We start from the raw sequence: 21,979 nt of genomic DNA, 5'->3' as shown, positions 1-21,979 counted from the left end.
GATGATAACGATCAAGGCGCTCCCACCTTCGCGTCGTCCATCACTGCTGCCAAGGGCGTCCAGCCAAGGCTTTGCACAAAGCATCATGCAGAAGTATCGGCACGAGGAAGGTCGCGATCCCGCCTACCTTGCTTTGATCCATCGTGATTTTTCGCCGAGTATCGGAGGGCAGGAAAACCACTTTCATCAAGCCTTCATTCATGTACGCATGCAGGTACAAGTGGACTCCTACCTCGGATTGAATCGAGAAATGTTGCCGAACGGACAGGCTGGCTTCCCAGGGACAAAAGAGCGTGTGGTGACCACGCAAGCATCGGGATCAGGACGAAAAGTACGACCAGGTACTTTGATACATGAGCTTTTGCGGAAGTGGGAGTCATCCAAATTAATCGAGAAGGTCTACCTGACTCGGATCACCGTTGTCTCGAATGGAAAAGAAAGATATCGCTTGTCCAGTTATGTTCAGTCTTCGGTTCAGCGAGCGAGCTTCCTTGAAAAATCGCTACCGCTGGGACGGTTCAGCGAGCAGATAAGCACGGTCGATTTTGCTTCGCCTCTTTTGAAAGCAGCACTAGTTTCAGATAACAAGGAAGCCGTACATGAAAGGTTTTGGACGCCTGGGACTTCCTATAGTTCGCCTGGATTTTTGGTACACACGGCGCGAATTGGTGAGCCTGATGGACTCAAGAGTATGCAAAATGCACGTGAGCGGATACGGCTCGAAACAGCGACAAGAGTAGCTGCGATCTCGATTTCACGTGTCGGAGCGACGGGTTTTGCAGCTAGCCGATTCGAACGGTTTGGGGTTCGCGATTTTTTGCAGTTGATCGGTAGAGGGATGGAATCAAAGGTTGGGACGTGGTCTTTTCCTGTTTTGCTAAAAAGAGCAGAAGGACGGGCTGCAAGCTTACCTTTGGATCGCTCGGTATGGACAGAGAAAGCCGGAATGGACGGCAGAGAATTCGCAAGACAAATCATTCATGAAAGTACACGTTGGTCTGTAGTTTCTCAGCAGACTGAGCTTTGGGAGCGCTGGTGGGAAAACCTGAGTCTGTACTGGCAGGAAAGTCGAGCAACTTGGCTGCCTAGGACGATGACCCCGAAACTACGGCCACGTGTTTTACTGCCAATTGTTTTCGCGAGTAGCCGTCAACATCCGCAAGCGAAAAGCGAGTGGATGCTAGAAACGCTGTCTGAAGTCTCTTCTAGCTCATTGGAACGGAAGATACTTCAAATCATTGAGTCTTCGAAGATGTTCTCGTCCGTATTGCCTGGCATGCTTCATCGAGCGGATGCCAATAGGAACAAACAACTGTTCCATTTAGCTCAACAGTTTTCGACGATAGAAAGCGAACGTGGGCTAGCAGTGCTTGGTTCTCGACAGAGGTTGAAGCAGATAAAGAGCGGGCGGGAGGAACAGTCGAGCACTTTGTTGTATTGGTTGCGCCAGCTTGTCATAAGTCGAGAGCGACAAGCAACTATGCTTGCATCTCGGGTAGAGCAGGAGCAAATGAGTAGCATTACATTTCCCCCTTTGCAACTGCTTCCTTCTGAATCCATCGCAACAAGGAATCAGCTGACATTACAGGAAGCTAGGTTGAACGAGATTGTCAGGGGGCAGTGGGAGCAGTCCATTCGCTTGAGATCAAGCCATGGGCAAACTCATTCGGGCAAAACGAGCATGATCCCGGTTGCCTCCCGTGCCTCATATCAGCAGTCTGACATGCTACAGCATGAGTGGTGGACGGGTTTGGCGTTACACGTTTTACACCCCATGCAGGGGCAACCGTTCCCTTTGCATATGACACCTGTCACGGATAGCTCCCGAATAGTTCCGCTTCTCTCGCAGTCAGTTGTCAGGAAGTCGATCGCTGCTTATTGGATACAGAGCTTCCAGTCCGCCAATGCTCCTGTTTTCTTTGAAAAACGAGGATGGTTGAACCAGCCTTGGATCAAGGAATATCTTGAAACTCATAACGAAATCGAGCGTGAGCCAGCAGGTATAGCTAGTACTGCACGATTTGTATGGAATCGCTTCGTACCTGTCTTCCATACGAATCGTCAACGCTGGCAGACGCTACAAAATCGTATCGTAAGTTCTACCCGTCATGAGACGAACGAGAAGTCTGTGATGGCGTGGGTGCATCTTCAACAGTTGGTGGCAGAACAGCTCAGAGCAAGGGAGATCCTGGCTACTAGCACTCATGCAAGGAACCTTCTGAATGAGCCGGAGAACCAATCTCCGTATCCTGCGGCAACAAATACGCCTAGTAGATGGTTGATGCACCTGCGGAATGTTCTGACCAAAGAGAGCGCATCCCAAGGCATCTCTCAACCATTTTCCCAGCCAACTATTCATTATCTGCAAAATAAGCACCTTATTCAGATGTCATACGAGCTGGTACGTCAGCTACTATTGTTTCAGGGTGGGAAGGACAAGCATACAGATTTTGCTTTCTCTTTCTCCAAGAATCAAGAAAAGTTCAGCCTGCCCGAACGAAAAGCGACGATCTCGATGGTACACGAGCATGAGTATCGTCCAATACGGCACACCGTCTTCCTAAATAATGAACAGAGTACAAGTCGAGCATTCGTGCATGCTCATCGCCATGAGCGGGAAGCCGTATTCCTCAGGCTGAACCGCTTTGATTCTGCAATGCTTCGTGCCACAGAGTGGATTGGACTTGGAGAAGCTGATCATCAGCGATTGTACGACACGTCTGTGAAGCCGTTTTCTATCACAGAGAACGCCTCTGACAGAAAATCATTGCGACGGATAGCTGCTGGATGGAGTGCGGAACTAGGACTCACGATCCTCTTACAAAAAAGCGCGAAGCTCGCAGCGATGAGCGAGTTTGCAAAGGTAGGCGCAACAAGCACAAGTGGGAAAGCTCCCCCGAGCAGTGAAAAGCAATCGAATGATCAGTCAAGGTCTCTCATGGGCGAAAGCAATCCATTACGAGAAAGCCGACGATCCCGTGAAAGACGCCACTCCCTCTTCTTGCAGCAGACCGCCAGCCTGTGGACAAACTCCGTTGCCCTACGTGCTCACGCCTTTCTTCAAGTCATGGAGCAAATCAGAAAGGCTACCAAGACTGATTTCCGGACGGAAGCATATGTCCAAAACCATCACTCACTCTCGGCAGTTCTGAATCGACACGATGCACAAATGGTTGTTCAGAAACGATGGGGACCATTCCCTAGCCTTGTGCATGGTCAAAGCATGGGGGTGCTCGACAGTTCCGTTCACGAGAACAGAAGCAAACGTGCAGCAGAGCGACTACCACAAAAAGGTCGAGTTAACAGCTTGGAGCCATTTTCTCACCACCGTCCAATCAAGTCTGGTTCATTCGCGAGAGAAAAATCCACTGATGTTGTCTTGGATAGGTTGCATTCACGACAGCGTAGTAGCCGCAGCCGTTTTCAACAAAGCAACCATGAGCAGATTCTGACAGTCAATTCGAAGGCACAGACGATTAAACAGCTAACTCGTAATGAGGCACAGGAGGTCGAGATTCAAGACGCTCGACTCACCCCCCTGCAAAGACTAAGGCTGTTCAATCTGAGGTCAACAACACTGGCAATGCAGCCTCCACTCCTGCAACGAATGCAACAAGCTCAAAGAGCGCCTGGAGAATCCGAGCAGCGCTCCCTGTCTGAAAACACAACCCATATTCATCGACAAGCGTTACGAACAGCGGACAGTCACGAAAGCCCTGCTGCTACCGTTCAGTCACCGCCATCCATGGATTATCTGCGAAAAAGCAACCAGTCTCAAGAAACCGCAGTGCAGCAGACGACAACACTTCCGCTCCAACGACAAGTCGATCTACACGTGCAAGAGAGGGCTGGCAATCAGGCGTCGTTATCCCCACAAGAGGTAGATCGATTGATGGATAAAATGATGAAGGAGCTGGACAAGCGCCTCACTCAAGAGCGGCAGCGACGAGGTCTATAAGCAGGAGCCGCCGCATTCACAGACGACTATTTCTTCGGTAAAGAGAGGCAGAAGCCAATGATGGGTCAGGAGAAAAAGGCCAAAATTTTAGTGGATCGCAACGGGCAAGGAGACTTCAAGGAGAGTATTTCCGTTCTCTTTAACCCTTCGGAATACAAGGTAGATGCTTCCAATAACTACTCTTGGCAAAAGATACTGGGGCAATCGGTACCAGTCGGAATGTTCACGAGCGGTGATATCGAGACATTATCGGTCGACTTGTTTTTTGATACATACGAGGCTGGAGTGGATGTGCGTGCCTTCACGAATCAGGTGCTGGGATTGATGGCCGTAGAAAAGAAAATCAGTACGCCACCCCTTTGCAAATTCGTCTGGGACAGCTTTCAATTCACTGGTGTTGTCGAGAAGGTTTCACAGCGGTTTACGATGTTTCTCGACCAAGGGACACCGGTAAGAGCTACGTTAGGCGTCACCTTTAAAGGCACGAGCGTGAAAAAGTCTGCAGACGATATCGGGGCTGCAAGAGAAAAGGTCGCACAACAAACAGTCAATCAAGGAGACCAACTGTATTTGATGGCATATCGCTCGTACAGTGATGCGTCGAAATGGCGAAACATTGCGAACGCCAATCAGATCGACAATCCCAGACTGCTAAAACCGGCTAGTACCCTGCATGTGCCACTTGTGAGGTGACGAAAGCATGAGCGAATTGAAATTGACGACAGACCGCCATACCTTCGATGACCTGCGCCAAACGTACAACAACTTTCATTCCCCAGCCTTGGAAATACTCGTTGGAGGGAAAAAACTGATCAGCCAAGTAGGTGTCGCCATTACCAAAGCGACGATCAATTCCAGCTTGGAAGGCAAAGCGGATACGTTCTCGTTTTCGGTGATCAATGCTTTTGATACGGCAAAGTGGGAATTTCGCTGGGCAGATGATTATTTGGTTCCTGGCAACGAAATCGAGATTCAGTTGGGCTATGGAACCGAGCTATCCAGCCTCTTTTACGGGCATATTACAGCCGTTTCGTTTGCCTGTGAGGAGACGCCAACCATTACGGTAAAAGGGATGGATAAATCGTTCCTGCTTATGGTCGATAACAAGTCTACTTCCTGGAATAAAAAGAAATACAGCGACGTCGTGAAAGAGCTGGGACAGAAATACGGCTTGTCGACGCATGTGGATGATACGGTTCATACAATCGAGACCATTACAAAGACGGTCTCCGAGACTGACTTTCAGTTTTTAAATCGTCTTGCAAAAATTTGTAACTACGACTTTTTTATCGTCGGGAAGAACTTATATTTCCGTAAGCCACTGAGCAACATGACGCCGGTCCTCACCTTGATCTGGGGAGTTTCCTTGCGTAGCTTTTCCGTTGATGTCAACATTGCTTCCCAAGCTTCCTCCTATACGGTGAGATGGGTAGACAATGACAAAACAACGGTGCTCCAGGAAGCAAAAGCAACAAGCACAGATATCGGGAAGCTCGGGACCAATTCGAAGACAAGCGCTGATCTGCTGAAAGCAATCGGTGATTATTTTGATAAATACGAGTCTACGAAAAAGCTGGACTCACCTGAGGAAATAAAAGCAGTTGCCAAAGCACGCTTGAATCAACTCGCCATGAACCTTCTCGATGGCAACTGTGAAGCAGTCGGTCTGCCAGAAATTCGTGCTGGCCGCTATATCATGCTAGAGGGCATGGGGAAAAAACTGAGTCAGCCTTATTACATCACATCTGTCACACATACCATCGATGTGGCATCTGGCTATGTTACGACGTTTCATGTGAAGGGAAATACGATATGAGCTTTGATCATTGGTTCTACCAGGATGAAATAACAGAAGAAGAACGGGCAAGAATTCACGGTGTCATTGTCGGTATTGTGACGAACAATGAAGACCCGGAAAAACTCTCTCGTGTGAAGCTGAAGCTGCCTCTGGTTGATAATGAGCGGGAGACGGATTGGGTGCGAATCGCCACGCTATTTGCAGGAAAAGATCGCGGCAGCCTGTTTATTCCGGAGGTAGGCGACGAGGTGCTGGTCGCGTTTCACTGGGGAGATGTACGCGAGCCGTTTGTAATCGGGATGCTCTGGAATCAGGAAAACAAAGGTCCGGAAATGGCAGAGAAAAACAACATCCGAAAAATTACGACTCGTGCAGGCCACGAAGTGATTTTTGGCGATGACCCGAATGACGGGAAGATCACGATTGCCACGAAAAAAGGACAACAGGTGGAGCTGTCGGACAAGGATGAAAGCATTGTGCTTACGGAGAGCGGTGGAAACAACCAAATCTCCATTAAAGGCGGCAGCACGGGCGAGGTTACGGTGAAGAGCGGCTCAAGTACGATCACGTTGAATGCAAAAGGGCAGGTAACCATTCAGTCAGACACATCGCTGACAATCAAGTCCACGCAACTGAATCTGGAGGCGCAGGGAGCCATGTCGATTAAAGCAGGAGCGTCCCTGAACATCAAATCTGACGGAATTGTTGCCGTCAACGGTTCGGTGATCAAATTGAATTAATTCATGGGGGGATTCCATGCAGCAGCCATTTGGTGAAAAAGGATGGAAGTTCCCTATTCAGGTGGATCAGGCTACAGGTCGTATTCGTTTGTCCGATTACGAGGATGACATCGCAGAAGCCATTCGTATCATTCTTTCCACAGCAAAGGGGGAGCGTGTGATGCGACCGAAATTCGGGAGCGGATTGCAAGGCTTCATGTTTGATGGTACGGACGGAACGAGCCTGGCTTTGCTCCAGTCGGACATCGCAGAAGCGATCATGATCTGGGAACCGCGTGTGCGGGATGTGCAGGTGGAGGCCAATGTCGACAAGACTCATTCTGAAATGGTGAACGTTACGATCAGCTATACGGTACGTGCGACAAACAAAGGCTATCAGTTGTTGTATCCTGTCCATCGTCTCGGTCCACGTGGATAGCGCAAGAGTCACAGCCGCGTGAAGAAAAAAGGAAGGGAGGTGGGTAACGTGAAACCACCTTTGGTCGATCCGCGGGACATGCAGGCAGTCATCCGAAAAATGCGCGAAATGGTGCCATTCTATACCCCAGAGTGGCGATTCACTCCAGAAGATCCTGATTCGGGTACGGCTTTATTTCTCCTTTTCGCAGACATGCTGATGAATAATCGTGAGCGTTTGAATCAAGTGCCCGAGCGAAATTTTATCGCTTTTCTCAATATGCTCGGTACAGGAATGGCTCAGGCACGACCGGCAGAAACCTTCTTGACATTTGAATTGAGTACAGGTGTGCAAAAGCCGGTTTGGATTCCGGCGGGTACAAAAGTTTCGGGTAAGTCTGCCCTTGGCGATGAAGTGGTTTTCGAAACAGATCAGCCTATGCTGGCTACCCCCTCTCTCCCGACAGATCTGTTGTTTTCCAATGGCAGTCGAGACTTTTTAACAGATGTAACGAGTTGGCTTGGAACAAATTCCCCCCTCTCTCTCTTGGACTGCAAGGCTTTGCCTAATCATCAGGAGCATTGTTGGTATTTGGGACATGAGGACTTGTTTTGTTTAGGAGATCGTGCTTCGATCCAGCTCACGATGGTTTCCAATCAGGAACGCTATTTGGAATCCTTGCTGACAGAGAAGCTGGCGAATCCAGAGCTGGTCGAGTGGACGTATCTGTCAGAGGGCGAATGGATTTTGTTCGACAAGATCGAGGCTGATCAAAATCGGCTGCGCTTGGAAAAAAAGCAGCGGAAAAAATGGGAGTCTAGCCAAGTGCAAGGAATCGAAAATCGTTGGCTCCGTTGTAGAGTGAAGCCAGATATGATTCATGAATGGATGAAAAATGGCGGGAGCACCTCTCTGACCCAAATCCAGATGAAGACGGATTTTTTGCCTACAGACGATTCGAACGGCCTTGTACCCGACATGCTTTTTTCCAATGATGTACAGGTTTCCGGGAGTGGTTGCCTTGCATTTGGCGAGCAGCTCGCACCGTATGGCATGTTTTTTTTGTCCTGTGAAGAGGCGTTGACGAAGCCTGGTAGTACAGTCGCTCTTCATTTTCGGATGAAAACGGTGCCTTATCCCGCTACGCATCTCTCACAACCGGAAACGAAATGGAAATGGATCATGAAGGAATCTTCCTTTGACCCTCCTGCGACGACACCCGTCACGGTCAGCAAGGTGGTATGGGAATACTGGAATGGCAGCGGATGGATAGTGCTCCTGTCAGGAGAGGATCGTGAGAAGCTGTTTGCTGGCACCGATTCGGATGAAGAGATTGAGGTTGCCTTTACGTGTCCAGATGATTTGCAGCCGACAACCGTCCAATCACAGTTAGGTTATTGGATTCGTGTGAGAATTCTTCAGGTGGAAGGCTTATATGGCCCGAATCCTGTATACATGGCCCCGTGGCTGGAAGACATGCGCCTGACCTACTCGTACCGAGAGTCGCTGCAACAACCGGAAGTGATTCTCACTCAGAACGACTTGGATTGGCAGCAACCTGTCAGTACAGGCAATCATCAGGCTAGCTTCCAACCGTTTTGGCCTTCCGAATGCCTGCATCCCGCCGTCTACTTTGGATTTGAGCAGCCGCCTTTACAAGGACCCCTCTCTTTCTACTTTTCTTTTCTACCTATGGAAGAATCCCTGGGTGCTGCTCCGGTTGTGCAATGGGAATACAAGCGCAAAGAAACAGGAACAACGTCGTGGGCCAAGCTGCAAACGATTGATCAGACCGCTGGTTTTACGGAAAGTGGTACCGTCCGTTTCGCTGGTCCTTTTGATATGGAAAAAAGCAAAATGTTTGAGCGGGAGCGTTATTGGATTCGCGCCGTCAACGTAGACAATCGTCTTGGAGGAGGCGCTTTGGATGCAAAATTTCCCGTGCTAAGCGGCTTTTATCCGAATACGATACGAGCCATTCAACAGGAGACGATTCGCAATGAAATGGCAGAGCGGATAGCAGAGGGACCACAAGCCGAGTACAGACTCATCCGCCCTCCCGTCATGGGCGAAGAGGTATGGGTAGATGAAACAGGCTTCTTTTTACCGAGTGAACGAAAGAGCTGGCTGGAACATCCAGAAAATCGGGTGGAACTTCTTTATGATTCTGAGGGGAACGAGCAAAAATGCTGGGTTCTCTGGAAGCGAGTAGAGCATCTACACGATTCTGGCCCGGATGATCGCCATTACTGCTTGGAGAGCGCTACCGGAAAAATTTTGTTTGGCGATGGCCGACACGGGAGGGAGCTTCCTCAATCCGGACTCGGTTCCGTGAGGGTGACGTATAAGGTTGGAGGGGGAACAGCAGGGAATCTTCCTGCTGGGCAGTTGAATCAACTGGAACAATCGATTCCGTTTGTCCAAGCTGTCAGCAATCCGGTGCCTGCGATTGGGGGGAGTGATCGAGAGTTGCTGACGGAAGCCTTACAGCGCGGTCCTCAAACAATCAAGCATCGCTATCGAGCTGTGACGGCTGAAGATTTCGAATGGCTCGTCCGTGAAGCGCATCCGGAGATACCCAAAGTGAAGTGTTTGCCGAATCGGAACAGCCGCCTGCAAAGAGAAGCAGGGCATGTCACTGTGATCGTATTGCCCGCAGCGGGCTGCTACGGTACGCAATTTTTGGAGCTTCGGCGTTCTGTCACGAACTACTTGCTTACACATGCGGCAGCGACGGTAGCCTCCCCCGAGCGAATTCATGTCAGGGAGCCAGTCTACTTGGAAATTGCGGTGACGGCAGAGCTGGCAGTGGGGGCTTTGGACGAAATCGTTGAGGTGGAGCTGGAGACACTCGGCAAGCTCGCGCGATTCCTTGACCCGATATCGGGAAATCTGCACGGTGGGGGGTGGGAAATAGGCCAGCGCGTGCACCCTTCGCTCTTATTTGCGTTGTTGAAATCCGTGAAGGGCGTCCGCTTTGTGGATCATCTGACCTTGGCTGTATTTCGAACGGAAAATGGACAACGAAAGGAAATACTCGCTTCTGAATACGAAACGATCGTACATGGGATCGTCACAGAGGGTGCGCATCGAATCAGCGTCCGCGTTCACGAAAGCTAGGCTTTCTCCCCACCCAAACATTGAAAAAGGAAGTGCGCGCTATGCTTCCATCCAAGAATCTGGATGATCGCCACTTTGAGGAGATCATCGAACAAGCAAAAAACGCGATCCCCAAGCTACAGCCAGAGTGGGGTGATCACCGTCATCACGATCCGGGCATTACGATTTTGGAGATGTTCGCGTGGTTGATGGAAATGCAGCAATACTATCTCAACCGGATCACAGAAAAGAACGAACGCAAATTTTTGCAGCTCATGGGTGTACACCCAAAGAACCAGTCATGTGCGACGACGGATGTAACGTTTTTTGACGTGTCAGAAGAAGCGATCCTTCCGGAGAAGACGAGATTGTTCGCGGGGAATCTTCCTTTCGAGACGGAACATTCGCTTGTTCTGGTACCAGCCAGCCTGGAGCGTGTTCTGGTTCATACAGAAAGCGGGACGACCGATGTGAGTTCATCCAATGCGCATAACGGTGTTTCCTACTACGCATTTGGCCAGGAACCAAAGACAGGGAACAAGATTTATTTAGGCTTTGATCGGCCATTACCAGTGGGGAAGGCAGTCTCCATCGGTTTGCGTCTGTTTGAAGATTATCCTGTCCCAATCGTCCCGCTTACGCCCACATCGCTTTTCGTTCCATCGGCTACTCTCGAGTGGGAGTATTATGGACAGAACGAAGGCATGAACGAAACGGGTTGGAGTCCGTTGCCACGAGTCTCGGATGAAACGATGAATCTCTCCTTTTCGGGACGACTCCTGATTGAGCTGGAAGGGACAATGAAGCCGCTCATGCTTTACCCCGCCAATGATCGGCCTCGATTCTGGCTATGTGCGACATTGCGTGCAGGTCGATTCGAATTGGCTCCACGCATGGAAAAAATCGAGCTGAACACCGTGAACGCCATCCAACGCGAAACCTTCAGCCAAGTGTGGGAGTACGATGGAACGGGTCAAGTGGATCAGAAGATCGTCCTTGCAAGCTCGTTACCATATGAAGGCACAGTAGAGGTTCAATCCAAAAAGGGGCATTACTGGCAAAGTGGATGGAATCAAGATGAACCAGGCCAAGCCGATACAGGTGTATTTTCATATCGCGTTTCGCGGGACCCAGAACAGGGCGCAACGATAATTCGGTTTGGGAGTGCAATGCCTGAAGGCCTAAGAAATATTCGGGTCATCGCCTATCGGAGTGATTTTGCAGGGCAGAGGTTGATTGGAGAAAGCAGTGGATTGCCACATCAAGTGTTTCGGTTGAATGTCCAATCGATCTTGCCAGAAACGTTTGTCATTCAGGTGGCACGTCAGGTAGAAGGCAGTCCGTTTCCGGTCTGGGAAGACTGGTCGCTGGTCACTGATTTTGACCGATCGGGGCCTCAGGATCGCCATTTTATGCTGCATGATGCGGACGGGGCAGAAATTGCGTTTGGTAACAATGAGCACGGAGCCATTCCTGAAAGGCTGGAAGGCATGGTGGGCATTCGGATCATATCTTGTCAGACAGGCCAAGGTGCGAAGGGGAATGTACAGGGCGGCCAAATTACTCGATTCCTCCCGCTTGCCCGGCAGCGAACCCTCGCGCAGGTGACGAATCCCCGTCCAGCCAGTGGGGGAAGCGAGCGCGAAACGATCGATCAAGCCAAACGCAGGATGAGAATGGAATGGAAAAAACCACAGCGGGCCGTTACAGCAGAAGATTATGAGGCCATTGCGCTAGCTACTCCCGGATTGCGAGTGGCCCGCGCGAAGGCAATCCCCCTGTATAAAGTAGGGGAAATGGGAGCATCCGAGCAAAGTGCAGCCGCTCAAATGACCGTGGTCATCGTCCCGTTCAGCGACCAGCCGACACCACTGCCAAGTGAAGGTTCCTTAAGGACCGTTCGCCACCAATTGGAACAGCGAAGGCTGCTGACGACAGAAGTCCATGTGGCCGCTCCCGCCTATATCAAAGTGACCGTTTTCTCCACAATCGTGGTAGAGCCTGCGTTTGCAGACAAAAAGCAGATCGTGCTACAGGCATTGAAGCAGTATTTGGCACCATTGAATGTCCAAGATTCTTCGACTCATCAAGGAAAAGGATGGGAATTCGGACGGCCTGTTTATAAAAGCGATCTCTACGAGGTATTAAACCAGATCGAGGGTGTGCTGTACGTGACGGATTTGTGGGTTTCCGCGGAGGGCACAGGCATCATCAGGGATGAAGGGGGAGATATTCAGATACCACTTCATGCGCTGGTGTACTCAGGAGAGCATGTTCTGGAGCTCATTGTGGATAGAGAAAGATAGCCGGGAACAAACGGAGGAGTGGGCGTGGATACAATGAATCGTTTCTTTTCCCTGAACAATCCGTCCGATTGGCAGCAGGGGGTCTGGTATAACCTTCACGTCTCCAACGAGGGGATCGCGCTGAACAAATCGCCCGAATATGTGATCGATCATGTGCATCTGGCTGGGACGACACATCACTCTCGCCTCTTGGATTTTGCCATTGCACGGGTTGGCTCGTTGCTTTGGTTGGATGAAAGCGGTCATATCACGCATTACGATGACAGCAACAACTTCAAGGAGACTGTGTTTCGCGCTGGACGCGGGCTGTTTTCCAAAGACTCGTTTCTCGTCGCTAACGATGAATACGTGTACATTATCGACGCCGAAGCGAGGAGAAAAGTCGGAGCGTATTCCATAGCCAACGGCCAGTGCATTTGGAGCTGGGAAGAGGGGGAGGGACAGCAGCTTTTTCCTTTGGATGCAGGGTTGGATGAAGAAGGACATCTTTACATTACGACACCCGTGGGCGTGGATCGAGACGAAGAACGGAAGGAAATCGCGGCGGGAACACAAGTCGTCGTCCTTCGATTGAATCGGGCAGGTAAGATTGACGCTACATACACACATGCGGAATTGAAAGTAACAGAGACAGCGACCCTTCGTGAGATCAGGCGAAGAAGGTTGTTTCGCCTGTCCGTTGCCGAAGCAGGCAAGGTCTATCTATTTTGGGCACAGACGAATCAAGTGTTTCGGTTCTCTTCGGAAGGCTCCGATGTGTGCACTCTGGCGATCCCGCCAGGAACCAAGCCCGCGGGATTTGCAGTAGGTCCAGGTCCTATTCTCTACGTGGGTGATAGTCGTTCTATCGATTCGGCTCATGATCATACCCGATTCATTTTGCGTTTTCACCCGACGGGAGAAGCACTTGCGCCATTGACCAACTATCACGGACGTGCAGACAAGCTCGTTTTTGACAATCAGCAGCGGCTGTATGTTTGGGACGCACAGAAAAATGTTCTGACCATGTTGAGACTCGTCTCGCGGACGTCCAACCTGGATGAGACAGGAATACCGATGGGCATCTACTTCTCTCGTGCATTGGATAGCGCGGAATTTGAAACGGTGTGGCATAAAATCAAGCTGGATGCAGACATACCGGAAGAAACGCAATTACTCCTCTCGACGTTTTCTTCTGATCGAAAAGAGCATGTGATTCATGGAGCCGTCCACAATCTGGATGATTTTTTGCTGGCAGACGACATGGACTGGAAAACCAAGCTGCAAAGGACGGCCAATCTATGGTCGGAGCCGGTAATCAACGCCTCAGATGCGTTGTTTCATTCAGCAAAAGGCCGTTATTTATGGCTCAAAATCGAATGGCTCGGTACTGATCGCCATTCTCCGTTGCTCAGGCAAATGCGGATTTACTCGCCGCGCGACACATTTTTGCGTTATCTACCAGCGACTTATCAAAGTGATCCTGCCAGTGCAGATTTTTTGGAGCGTTTCCTCTCCCTTTTTGGGACGTTTTACTTGGAGCTGGAGGAACAGATTGATACCATCTCGCGGTTGTTCGATCCAGATACGACACCTGGAGAGTTCGTCCCTTGGCTCGCTTCCTGGTTGGGGATGGGCAGGGACGAGCATTGGACAGAGGCGCAGCGACGAGAGCTGATTCGTCGCGCACCGGAGCTGTATGCAGAGCGGGGCACTCGTGCGGGCTTGGAAAAGATGGTAGAGCTGTATACCGGGGAGCGCCCGATGATCGTTGAGTATTTTCAAATCAGGGACATGAAGGCGATCCCGGAGCTGCACGAGCTGATCTCTTCCTTGTACATGGATCATCCGTATCAATTTTGCCTGATCGTTTCGCAGGAATGCGCGAAAACAGAGCGGGAGCAGTCGGTTCTGCAAAAGATTTTGGAAGATCAAAAGCCTGCTTTTACAGAGGCAAAGCTCATCGTTTTGCGCCCGGGCATCTACGCCGACATCCATAGCTACGTGGGGATTAATTCTTATTTGACGGAGCCATCATTCCTTACACTTGATCAAAATTTATCCATGCCATACAACACGGTGCTAAGCGGGAAGGACCGCAGCAGACGAATCGATTATGACACCAGGATTGGCCTGGATGCAGAGCTGGAGTAAGAAGCCGAGATTTTTACGCAAAGTGAGGTGTTCGAGATGAAGAATCTGCGTTATTTTCCACATGAACGGAATGTGTATTTCAAAGGGAAGCTGTTGACCGTCAGAGATTTCGAATCAGAACAGCGCTATTTCAATGACAAACGCCGACTCACCAATCGATTGCTTCACGGGGGTGGAGTGGTATGCGGTTTGCAGGTGATCGCTGTGGACGAAAAGCAGATTTCGGTTGAAGCTGGAGTCGCTCTAGATTATCTTGGGAGGGAAATCGTGCTTCCTGAGCCTGTGAAGCTGAAGCTGTCTATGATGGAAGGCTTTAGCAACAACGACTATGCGAAAAATGTGTACGTCTGCTTGGCCTATGATGAAAAAGGCAAGGAACAGGTCTTCTCCGTCTCTGAAACCGTCGAGCAGGAAATGGCTGAATACAACCGGGTGGCAGAAGGATATCGGCTTTTTATCAAAGAGGAGGCACCGCATCCTGCTTCCATCGAAGGGGTGCAACTGGTAGAGCACAGAGTGCTGCTCTATGCAGATCCACAGGTGCGCATCTGGCAGGCTACCCCACGATACGTCAATCCGGGTGAAGTATTTTCATTGCAGTTACACATCGAGAAGACGGTACAAACGTCACGCGTGCAGTTCCAATACAAGCTGGATGCACCAGGGCTGACAGTCATGGAAAGCAGTGACGGTAGTGTATCCTTCTTAGAGCCTGTTGACGCAAAAGAGACGGATTACGTCGTCTCCATTCCGATCAAGGCTGGTTGGGATCGCGGTACGGTAGAGCTGGCAGTGCTGGGGGGCAAGGCAGAGGTTCGACTCGGCGATCGCTTGGTGCATACCGATCTCGTCTCTGTAGGAAAAATCGAAATCACGCCAGACGATCTGGTAGAGCGGCTCGTGTCCGATTACTACAGTCGCAAGCTGGATCAGGTGACACATGCGAACGAACAGCCTTTTCTTTATTTGGCAAAAGTATGCTTGCTGCAAATGAATGCGACCTATGTGATTGAGAAGGTTGTTCCTGTTCCGTTTGGGGAGTACGTGTATACACCAGCACTTTTGCAAAAGCTTGCGTTGCGTGCGAAGAAAGGAAAGCCAGTCGAGCAAGGCTCCGATGCAGATTCCTTTCGGGTGACCACGCGCGTGAAAGAAATAGCGGCAGGCGATAAGCCGCAGTTCGATGTGAGCTACGATAATCTGGCGTCTGTCTACCAGTTTGAGCTTGGACTGCCCCGGCCTGGAAAGGCAAATGAACAAGTAGCAACGGGCGTGGTAGAAATACCGATTGAGCCGTACTTGTCCAACTGGCCGTTTGGGGTCAAGATCGGCAATCGTTATTTTTCTGAGGAGCTCAAGCACTCCCTCGGGAAAGGCAACGTGTATGTCAGTGCAGGAATCGAGGATTTTCATGCAGATGTGATCGATGAGTTGCTTTCCCAGCATGAGCAAGTGATGTACGGGCATAGCAGTGTGTTTGATGATTCGGAGTATGCAACAGATGCAGCGCATTTTGCCGTAGGGGTCATCGTTTATCCGCAGAAAGGAACGTTTCGGATCGGTGTTCAGGTGAAGGGACCTGTTCAGACAGATCGGGTAAGGATCAGATGGTGGGCGATCAAACCGCTGGCAGCAGGGACAGAGGACGTGGTGTTTCAAGATTCGCAAGAGTAGCAAGGTTTGCCTCATTTTGTAATTATGCTACACTATCTTAATGTAAGTACATATCAGCGTAAGACGGGAGGAGATCCAATGGCAACACATATCACAGATCATTCCGTTTTGAACAACGGGGTGAAGATGCCCTGGCTGGGTCTGGGAGTCTGGAAGGCAAAAGACGGAAATGAAACGTTGGCCGTCCGTTCCGCGATTGAGGCGGGTTATCGCAGTATAGACACGGCAGCTATCTACGGCAACGAAGCCGGCGTAGGCGAAGGAATCCGTCAAGCTGGGATTGATCGCGATCAATTGTTCATCACGACAAAGGTGTGGAATGCGGATCAAGGCTACGAGTCAACGTTGAAGGCTTTTGATGAAAGTATGAAAAAATTGGGTACCGATACGCTTGATTTGTACCTGATTCACTGGCCCGTAAAAGACAAGTATGTCGATACATGGAGGGCCTTGGAAAAGCTGTACCGCGATGGATATGTACGAGCAATTGGTGTCAGTAATTTTCATAGCCACCACCTCGAGGATTTACGCCAACATAGCGAGATCATTCCAGTTGTCAACCAAGTCGAGTATCACCCGTTGCTTACCCAAAAAGAATTGCATGCGTATTGCAAAGAGCACCAAATTCAACTAGAAGCATGGAGCCCGTTGATGCAAGGAAATCTCGATCATCCTCTCTTGGTAGAATTGGGACAAAAATATGGCAAGTCGCCTGCACAAATTGTGCTTCGCTGGGATTTGGAAAACCAAGTGGTCACGATTCCTAAGTCGATCACACCAGAGCGGATTCGCCAGAACGCAGATGTTTTTGACTTCACCCTCCGTGCAGAGGATGTAGAAAAAATCACTGCCCTAAATGACAACAAGCGTTTTGGGCCAGACCCAGATCATTTTGATTTTTAAAGGGACACTGATAACGAAAAAAGGGGAGCCGCAACAGGTCGGCTACCCTTTTTTTCGTTCCTGTCTTTGTACGGACCTCGGATTCGCTCTTTACTATGCTTTATTTTTTCGTATACTGAAAAGTAGCATATTCGTTTCATCAGATGAAACGATCGGAACAAAGTAGGAAGCAGGTGTCAAACACTTATGGAAGAAGAACAAAAAGCAAACGTTCGAGCAGTCGATCGGGCTTTGGATATCCTGCTCTGTTTTACGGACGCTACGGATCTAGGCCTGAGTGAGATAGCGAGTCGACTCTCCTTGCATAAAAGTACCGTGCATCGTTTGCTGGCAACGCTAGAGAACAAAGGATTTCTGATACGAGATGTTCAGACAGAGAAGTATCGACTTGGGTTTCGGGTTTGGGAGTTATCCGCCAATTTGTCGCAAAACGATGATCCAGCAATATTGCTACTGCCAGAGATGGAGCGACTGCGGGATTTGGTGGAGGAAACGATCAGTTTGTACGTGCGAGATGGAAACGAGCGGATACGCGTACAGGCAGTCCAAAGCAAGCAACCGATTCGCAGGGTGGCGCCAATCGGGGCGCGTATGCCACTCACGGTGGGGGCATCCAGCAAAGTACTTGTTGCATATGCAGAGCCTTTCATTTTGCAGGAAGTTATCAGCGACCCGAATTGGCCTGACTATGTGAACAAGGAGTCTTTTATTGAGCAATTGGATCAAATCAGGAAGCAAGGCTTCGCGACAAGTGTGGAGGAACGGGAGCTGGGGACAGCAGCCGTTGCCGTCCCGATATTCAACCGCAACGGACAATTGGTAGCGTCTATTGCGGCGTCAGGTCCTTCCAACCGCCTGACTCCTGAAAAAATGAGCCAATACGCACCTTACATCATGGAAGCAGCCTATCGGATGGGCAAAATGATGAAATAACGAAGAAGCCAGCACGCCGTCACGGAGGTGCTGGCTTTTTGTTACTCAAATAAAAAACTTTACTCAAGTTAATTTATATACTATGATAAACACAAGCAGAAATATGGAAAAGGAGTACAAGATGGCAGAAGCATTATCACTACGCGAGAAAAAGAAAACAAAAACCAAATTCGCCCTTCTGGACGCTGCCTTGGAGCTAATAGGCGACGGGAGCTTCCGGAATGTACTGGTGGATGACATTTGTGAACGAGCAGAGGTGTCGAAGGTCACATTCTTTAAATTTTTCCCGCAAAAGGAAGAGCTCTTGATTTATTACATGAGCGTATGGCAAGCAGAGTGCTTTGTTGAGTTGCGAAGTACTGGCAAGCGGGGATGGGAAGCCGTGCGGCATATTTTTGCCAAGGTTACGCGCGATAGCCAGAAGCAGCCTGGGATCATGCTTAGCCTTATCAGCTTTTTAGCCGAGCAAAAAATGCACCCGTGTGTACCGCTTTTATCTGATGCTGAATTGTATTTGCGCTTCCCCAAGGAAGAGGAGAGAGAAGCCATTAGAGCTACTGATCTGCATCAAATATTGCAAAAGTGCGTGCAAGAAGCATCCGAAGATGGTCAGCTTGCCCTTCATCTGTCGGAGGAGAAGGCCGTAATTCTGTTATTCTCGATGTTTTACGGAGCTTATCTGACGGCACATTTGTTTCATGTGTCTGATTATATGGCGTGTTACGAGCTGCACCTCCATTCTTTGATAAGGTAGGGGAGTCGGATGGCAAAAGTAGTTCCGGGGCGTTTTACAGCACAAATAGAGGGACCTTTCGTCGTATTTATCATCGGGATGCGAATCAACCGTATGCTTGCGGTTCACAAGTGGATGCCAGTAGCCAACGCCATGGGAGGCATGATGCGAGAATTGTATCAGCACCCGGAGCTCGGATTGTTAGGTCACACTTCGCATTTTAATCTGCGTGAAATCACTCAAATCCAGTACTGGCGGTCCTATGAGCATCTGGAAAATTATGCGAGAAAAAGCCACAATCATCTGAGCGCGTGGAGGAAGTTCAACCAAGCAGTTGGAACGGATGGAACGGTGGGGATTTTTCACGAGACGTACTTGGTCGATGCGGGAAAATACGAATGTCTTTACGGAAATATGCCTGTCTGGGGATTGGCCAAGGCAGGTGAGCATCTGCCGGCAGTGGGAAAAAGGGAGACGGCACGCCGCCGTTTGGGCGGTGAGAATGAGCCAGCAGTTCCTACTCCTACACAATAAGAGAAGATACCTCAGAAGCTATTACATTTTTGTCGCAAACAAGCGGCCCTTTCTTCCTTGTAGAGCGATGTAGCATTGGATTAATTGTCCAACTGTTGCAAGCTCTAAGGAAGAGAGGGCCGTTTTGTTCGAGAAAAACATTAAAGCTGCATGACGTAATGCTTCGTGTTTCTAACAGTAGTCAAAGGGGTATTTTTGCAATAACCTTGGCACTTGCATGAATGTTGTAAAGTTGATCATGCAGGTCAGTCTTCGTTATTGAAAGGGACTGACATTTCATTCATGAAGGAGGTTTTTTTGCATGAAAGACTTGATTCGCATTCGGGGAGCAAGAGAAAACAACTTGAAAAACATTTCTCTCGAGATTCCCAAGCATCGTCTCGTGGTGGTAACCGGACCATCTGGATCGGGTAAATCGACGCTAGCACTTGATATTCTGCAACGAGAATGCCAACGACAATATATGGAGTCCAGTGGAATGTCATCTGAATCACTAGCGAAGCCTCGTGTGGATTCGATCGAAGGACTGTCTCCCTCCATCGCGATCAGTCAACATGTGACCAACCGTAATCCCAGATCGACAGTTGGAACCGTCACAGACATGTATACCTATCTGCGGACAGTCTATGAAAAGAAGGGGGAGAGACGATGCCAGAAGTGTCACGCACCAATAGCACCTGCTACCAATGGAGGAGAAACAGAAGTAGTCACGTGCCCGGTATGTGCCTATGTCCATCTCCCTCTGACCAAAGCTGATTTTTCGTTTAATACCCCCCAAGGTGCTTGCCCGACTTGCAGTGGATTGGGAACGGTTGTCGATATTGATGTGGAAGCCGTGTTTGATGAAGCAAAGAGCATACGGGAAGGAGCTGTTACCTTTTGGTATGAGGCGATTAATGAATATCAGGCTAGCGTGCTTGCGGCGGCAGGAAAACACTACGGCTTGCCGATGAATCTGCCATTGAACGCGTACAACGAAGCGCAGTGGGATCTGCTCAAATATGGCGTGGAGAGCGATGAGTTTTCTCAACACTTCCCTTCTGTTCAGCCCCCGAAAACGGTAGGAAAGGGAAGGTTTAAAGGTGTCATCACAGGCATGTGGCAACGATATAGAGAAAAAGATGGACAATCTGGCGAAGCTGCTTACTTTCTGACCCAACCTTGTCACGACTGTCATGGTGAGAGGTTAAAGGAGGAGAGTCGGCTCGTTACAATCGAAGGCAGGACGCTGCCAAGCCTATCCAAGAGCTCGTTGGAGGAGCTGGGGGACTGGGTGGAGAGTGTGCATGTACGAGCTACCCGTGAAGGAGACACGATTTTGGAGGCTGTCCTACATGATTTGCTTATCAAGATCAGGCGTGTCATCCATGTGGGGCTGGGCTACTTGACCCTCGATCGACAGGCCATCTCACTTTCTGGTGGTGAAGCACAGCGATTGCGGCTCGCTTCCATTCTCGGCTCTGGCTTGACTGGCGTTCTTTATTTGCTGGATGAACCAACCTCAGGTCTACATCCAAAGGACACGGATGGACTCGTGAAGGTCATGAAGGAGCTGCGTGATTTGGGCAACACGGTGCTGCTCATCGAGCATGACCAACGAGTCATTCAAGAAGCGGATCACGTGATTGATGTGGGGCCAGGAGCAGGACGTTTTGGCGGCGAAATCGTCGGACAAGGTTCGCTGAAAGAATTGCTGAACCAACCGCATTCTGTCACAGGCCGCTACTTGAAAGAACAGAGAGTGCTGTCGTCCAAAGAGCGCAAGGGAACAGGTGAGTGGATCACGATTGAAGGGGCAACATTGCACAATTTGCGCGATGTGACGGTATCGTTCCCACTAGGAAGGCTGGTAGCAGTCTCAGGTGTCTCTGGCTCGGGTAAGTCGACACTCGTCTACGATTTGCTGGCAGCGGCTGCCGAGAAGCGCACCGGAAAAGCAGCAGGATGCCGTGCGATTACGGGACTCGAGGCCATTCAAAGCGTCATTACAGTGGATCAGTCGCCGCTATCACGCATGCAACGCTCCAATGTCTCCACGTACGTCGACTTGTATACGCTGTTACGGAAAATATACGCTGCCTTGCCAGCAGCCAAAAAGCGTGGTTTGGATGCCAAGCACTTTTCATTCAATACGCCGGGCGGAAGATGTGAGCGCTGTGAGGGACTGGGGCGAGTGGAAGTGGACATGCATTTTCTATCCAACTTGCAGGTCGTCTGCCCGGATTGCCGCGGAAAACGATTTCGTCCAGAGGTCTTAGAGGTAACGTACCAAGGCTATACTATTTCCGATATCTTGATGCTTAGTATGGAGGAGAGCCTCTCCTTGTTCAACGAGCAAAAGAAGATGAGGCAATTGCTGATCCTGCTGTGTGAAGTAGGACTCGGCTACTTGCAATGGGGGCAGTCCGTGACGACCTTGTCTGGTGGTGAAGGACAACGGTTGAAGCTGGCTAGGGAACTGAGTGCATCTTCGACAGGGCATACGCTGTATCTACTGGATGAGCCATCGACAGGATTGCATCCGATTGACGTCGAGAAGCTCCATGTACTCCTGAGCAAATTGGTCGACGCTGGAAATACCGTGATTATGGTCGAGCACAACACAGAACTGATCGCTGCTTCTGACTGGGTGATTGATATGGGACCAGGAGGGGGTACTTCTGGAGGGAACGTGGTTGCGAGAGGAACGCCAAAAGAAATAGCAGCTACGAAAGAATCGATTACCGGAAAGTTTATCCACTAATCCAATACGCGTCGATACAAAAAGGTCG

14 protein-coding genes are annotated in these 21,979 nt (G+C 49.9%); all 14 read left to right on the top strand.

What is annotated here, in order from left to right:
- The first annotated feature begins 1 nt into the window (after position 1).
- On the top strand, positions 2-3,958 hold the full coding sequence (locus ASG16_RS16820; protein WP_056489453.1) for a hypothetical protein: 3,957 nt from the start codon (positions 2-4) through the stop codon (positions 3,956-3,958).
- A 57-nt stretch (positions 3,959-4,015) separates the two neighbouring features.
- Positions 4,016-4,651 carry a CIS tube protein gene (locus tag ASG16_RS16815; protein WP_056489451.1) on the top strand — a complete coding sequence of 212 codons (636 nt, stop codon included), beginning with the start codon at positions 4,016-4,018 and terminating at the stop codon, positions 4,649-4,651.
- A 7-nt stretch (positions 4,652-4,658) separates the two neighbouring features.
- A complete protein-coding gene (locus ASG16_RS16810) occupies positions 4,659-5,774 on the top strand; it encodes a phage late control D family protein (RefSeq protein WP_056489449.1) in 1,116 nt (371 codons plus the stop codon).
- The gene (locus ASG16_RS16805) at positions 5,771-6,496 is read left to right on the top strand and encodes a phage baseplate assembly protein V (protein WP_048034034.1); all 726 of its coding nucleotides are present in this window, start codon (positions 5,771-5,773) and stop codon (positions 6,494-6,496) included. Before ASG16_RS16810 ends, ASG16_RS16805 begins: the two co-directional genes overlap by 4 nt.
- A gap of 16 nt (positions 6,497-6,512) precedes the next feature.
- Positions 6,513-6,914 (top strand): gp25 family contractile injection system sheath assembly initiator, encoded by a 402-nt coding sequence (locus tag ASG16_RS16800; protein ID WP_056489448.1) that lies wholly within the window; start codon positions 6,513-6,515, stop codon positions 6,912-6,914.
- 48 nt (positions 6,915-6,962) lie between these two features.
- Positions 6,963-10,013: a putative baseplate assembly protein gene (locus tag ASG16_RS16795; RefSeq protein ID WP_056489447.1), complete on the top strand. Its 3,051-nt coding sequence runs from the start codon at positions 6,963-6,965 to the stop codon at positions 10,011-10,013.
- A gap of 41 nt (positions 10,014-10,054) precedes the next feature.
- Positions 10,055-12,298 carry a putative baseplate assembly protein gene (locus ASG16_RS16790; RefSeq protein WP_056489445.1) on the top strand — a complete coding sequence of 748 codons (2,244 nt, stop codon included), beginning with the start codon at positions 10,055-10,057 and terminating at the stop codon, positions 12,296-12,298.
- A 33-nt stretch (positions 12,299-12,331) separates the two neighbouring features.
- A complete protein-coding gene (locus ASG16_RS16785) occupies positions 12,332-14,431 on the top strand; it encodes a phage tail protein I (protein WP_241970783.1) in 2,100 nt (699 codons plus the stop codon).
- A 36-nt stretch (positions 14,432-14,467) separates the two neighbouring features.
- Positions 14,468-16,105 (top strand): hypothetical protein, encoded by a 1,638-nt coding sequence (locus ASG16_RS16780; protein ID WP_056489442.1) that lies wholly within the window; start codon positions 14,468-14,470, stop codon positions 16,103-16,105.
- A gap of 78 nt (positions 16,106-16,183) precedes the next feature.
- Positions 16,184-17,008, top strand: coding sequence for an aldo/keto reductase (locus ASG16_RS16775; RefSeq protein ID WP_056489440.1), 825 nt, complete (start codon positions 16,184-16,186; stop codon positions 17,006-17,008).
- 186 nt (positions 17,009-17,194) lie between these two features.
- Positions 17,195-17,941, top strand: coding sequence for an IclR family transcriptional regulator (locus tag ASG16_RS16770; RefSeq protein WP_017250488.1), 747 nt, complete (start codon positions 17,195-17,197; stop codon positions 17,939-17,941).
- Between the two features lie 121 nt (positions 17,942-18,062).
- Positions 18,063-18,695 carry a TetR/AcrR family transcriptional regulator gene (locus tag ASG16_RS16765; protein ID WP_056489438.1) on the top strand — a complete coding sequence of 211 codons (633 nt, stop codon included), beginning with the start codon at positions 18,063-18,065 and terminating at the stop codon, positions 18,693-18,695.
- 9 nt (positions 18,696-18,704) lie between these two features.
- Entirely contained in the window at positions 18,705-19,208 is a 504-nt protein-coding gene (locus tag ASG16_RS16760) for a DUF4188 domain-containing protein (protein WP_056489436.1), read from the top strand.
- A gap of 301 nt (positions 19,209-19,509) precedes the next feature.
- A complete protein-coding gene (gene uvrA, locus ASG16_RS16755) occupies positions 19,510-21,951 on the top strand; it encodes an excinuclease ABC subunit UvrA (protein ID WP_056489434.1) in 2,442 nt (813 codons plus the stop codon).
- Positions 21,952-21,979: the final 28 nt, after the last annotated feature.

Source organism: Brevibacillus sp. Leaf182, assembly GCF_001423865.2.
GTDB lineage: Bacteria > Bacillota > Bacilli > Brevibacillales > Brevibacillaceae > Brevibacillus > Brevibacillus brevis_C.
This window is presented reverse-complemented; position numbering and strand designations above follow the sequence as displayed.

What these genes read in the sequence shown, in the direction of transcription:
- ASG16_RS16805 (WP_048034034.1), top strand. Translation starts at nt 5,771, where the DNA reads ATGAGCTTTGATCATTGGTTCTACCAGGATGAAATAACAGAAGAAGAA.
- ASG16_RS16790 (WP_056489445.1), top strand. Translation starts at nt 10,055, where the DNA reads ATGCTTCCATCCAAGAATCTGGATGATCGCCACTTTGAGGAGATCATC.
- uvrA (WP_056489434.1), top strand. Translation starts at nt 19,510, where the DNA reads ATGAAAGACTTGATTCGCATTCGGGGAGCAAGAGAAAACAACTTGAAA.
- ASG16_RS16765 (WP_056489438.1), top strand. Translation starts at nt 18,063, where the DNA reads ATGGCAGAAGCATTATCACTACGCGAGAAAAAGAAAACAAAAACCAAA.
- ASG16_RS16780 (WP_056489442.1), top strand. Translation starts at nt 14,468, where the DNA reads ATGAAGAATCTGCGTTATTTTCCACATGAACGGAATGTGTATTTCAAA.
- ASG16_RS16760 (WP_056489436.1), top strand. Translation starts at nt 18,705, where the DNA reads ATGGCAAAAGTAGTTCCGGGGCGTTTTACAGCACAAATAGAGGGACCT.
- ASG16_RS16770 (WP_017250488.1), top strand. Translation starts at nt 17,195, where the DNA reads ATGGAAGAAGAACAAAAAGCAAACGTTCGAGCAGTCGATCGGGCTTTG.
- ASG16_RS16785 (WP_241970783.1), top strand. Translation starts at nt 12,332, where the DNA reads ATGAATCGTTTCTTTTCCCTGAACAATCCGTCCGATTGGCAGCAGGGG.
- ASG16_RS16820 (WP_056489453.1), top strand. Translation starts at nt 2, where the DNA reads ATGATAACGATCAAGGCGCTCCCACCTTCGCGTCGTCCATCACTGCTG.
- ASG16_RS16775 (WP_056489440.1), top strand. Translation starts at nt 16,184, where the DNA reads ATGGCAACACATATCACAGATCATTCCGTTTTGAACAACGGGGTGAAG.
- ASG16_RS16810 (WP_056489449.1), top strand. Translation starts at nt 4,659, where the DNA reads ATGAGCGAATTGAAATTGACGACAGACCGCCATACCTTCGATGACCTG.
- ASG16_RS16800 (WP_056489448.1), top strand. Translation starts at nt 6,513, where the DNA reads ATGCAGCAGCCATTTGGTGAAAAAGGATGGAAGTTCCCTATTCAGGTG.
- ASG16_RS16815 (WP_056489451.1), top strand. Translation starts at nt 4,016, where the DNA reads ATGATGGGTCAGGAGAAAAAGGCCAAAATTTTAGTGGATCGCAACGGG.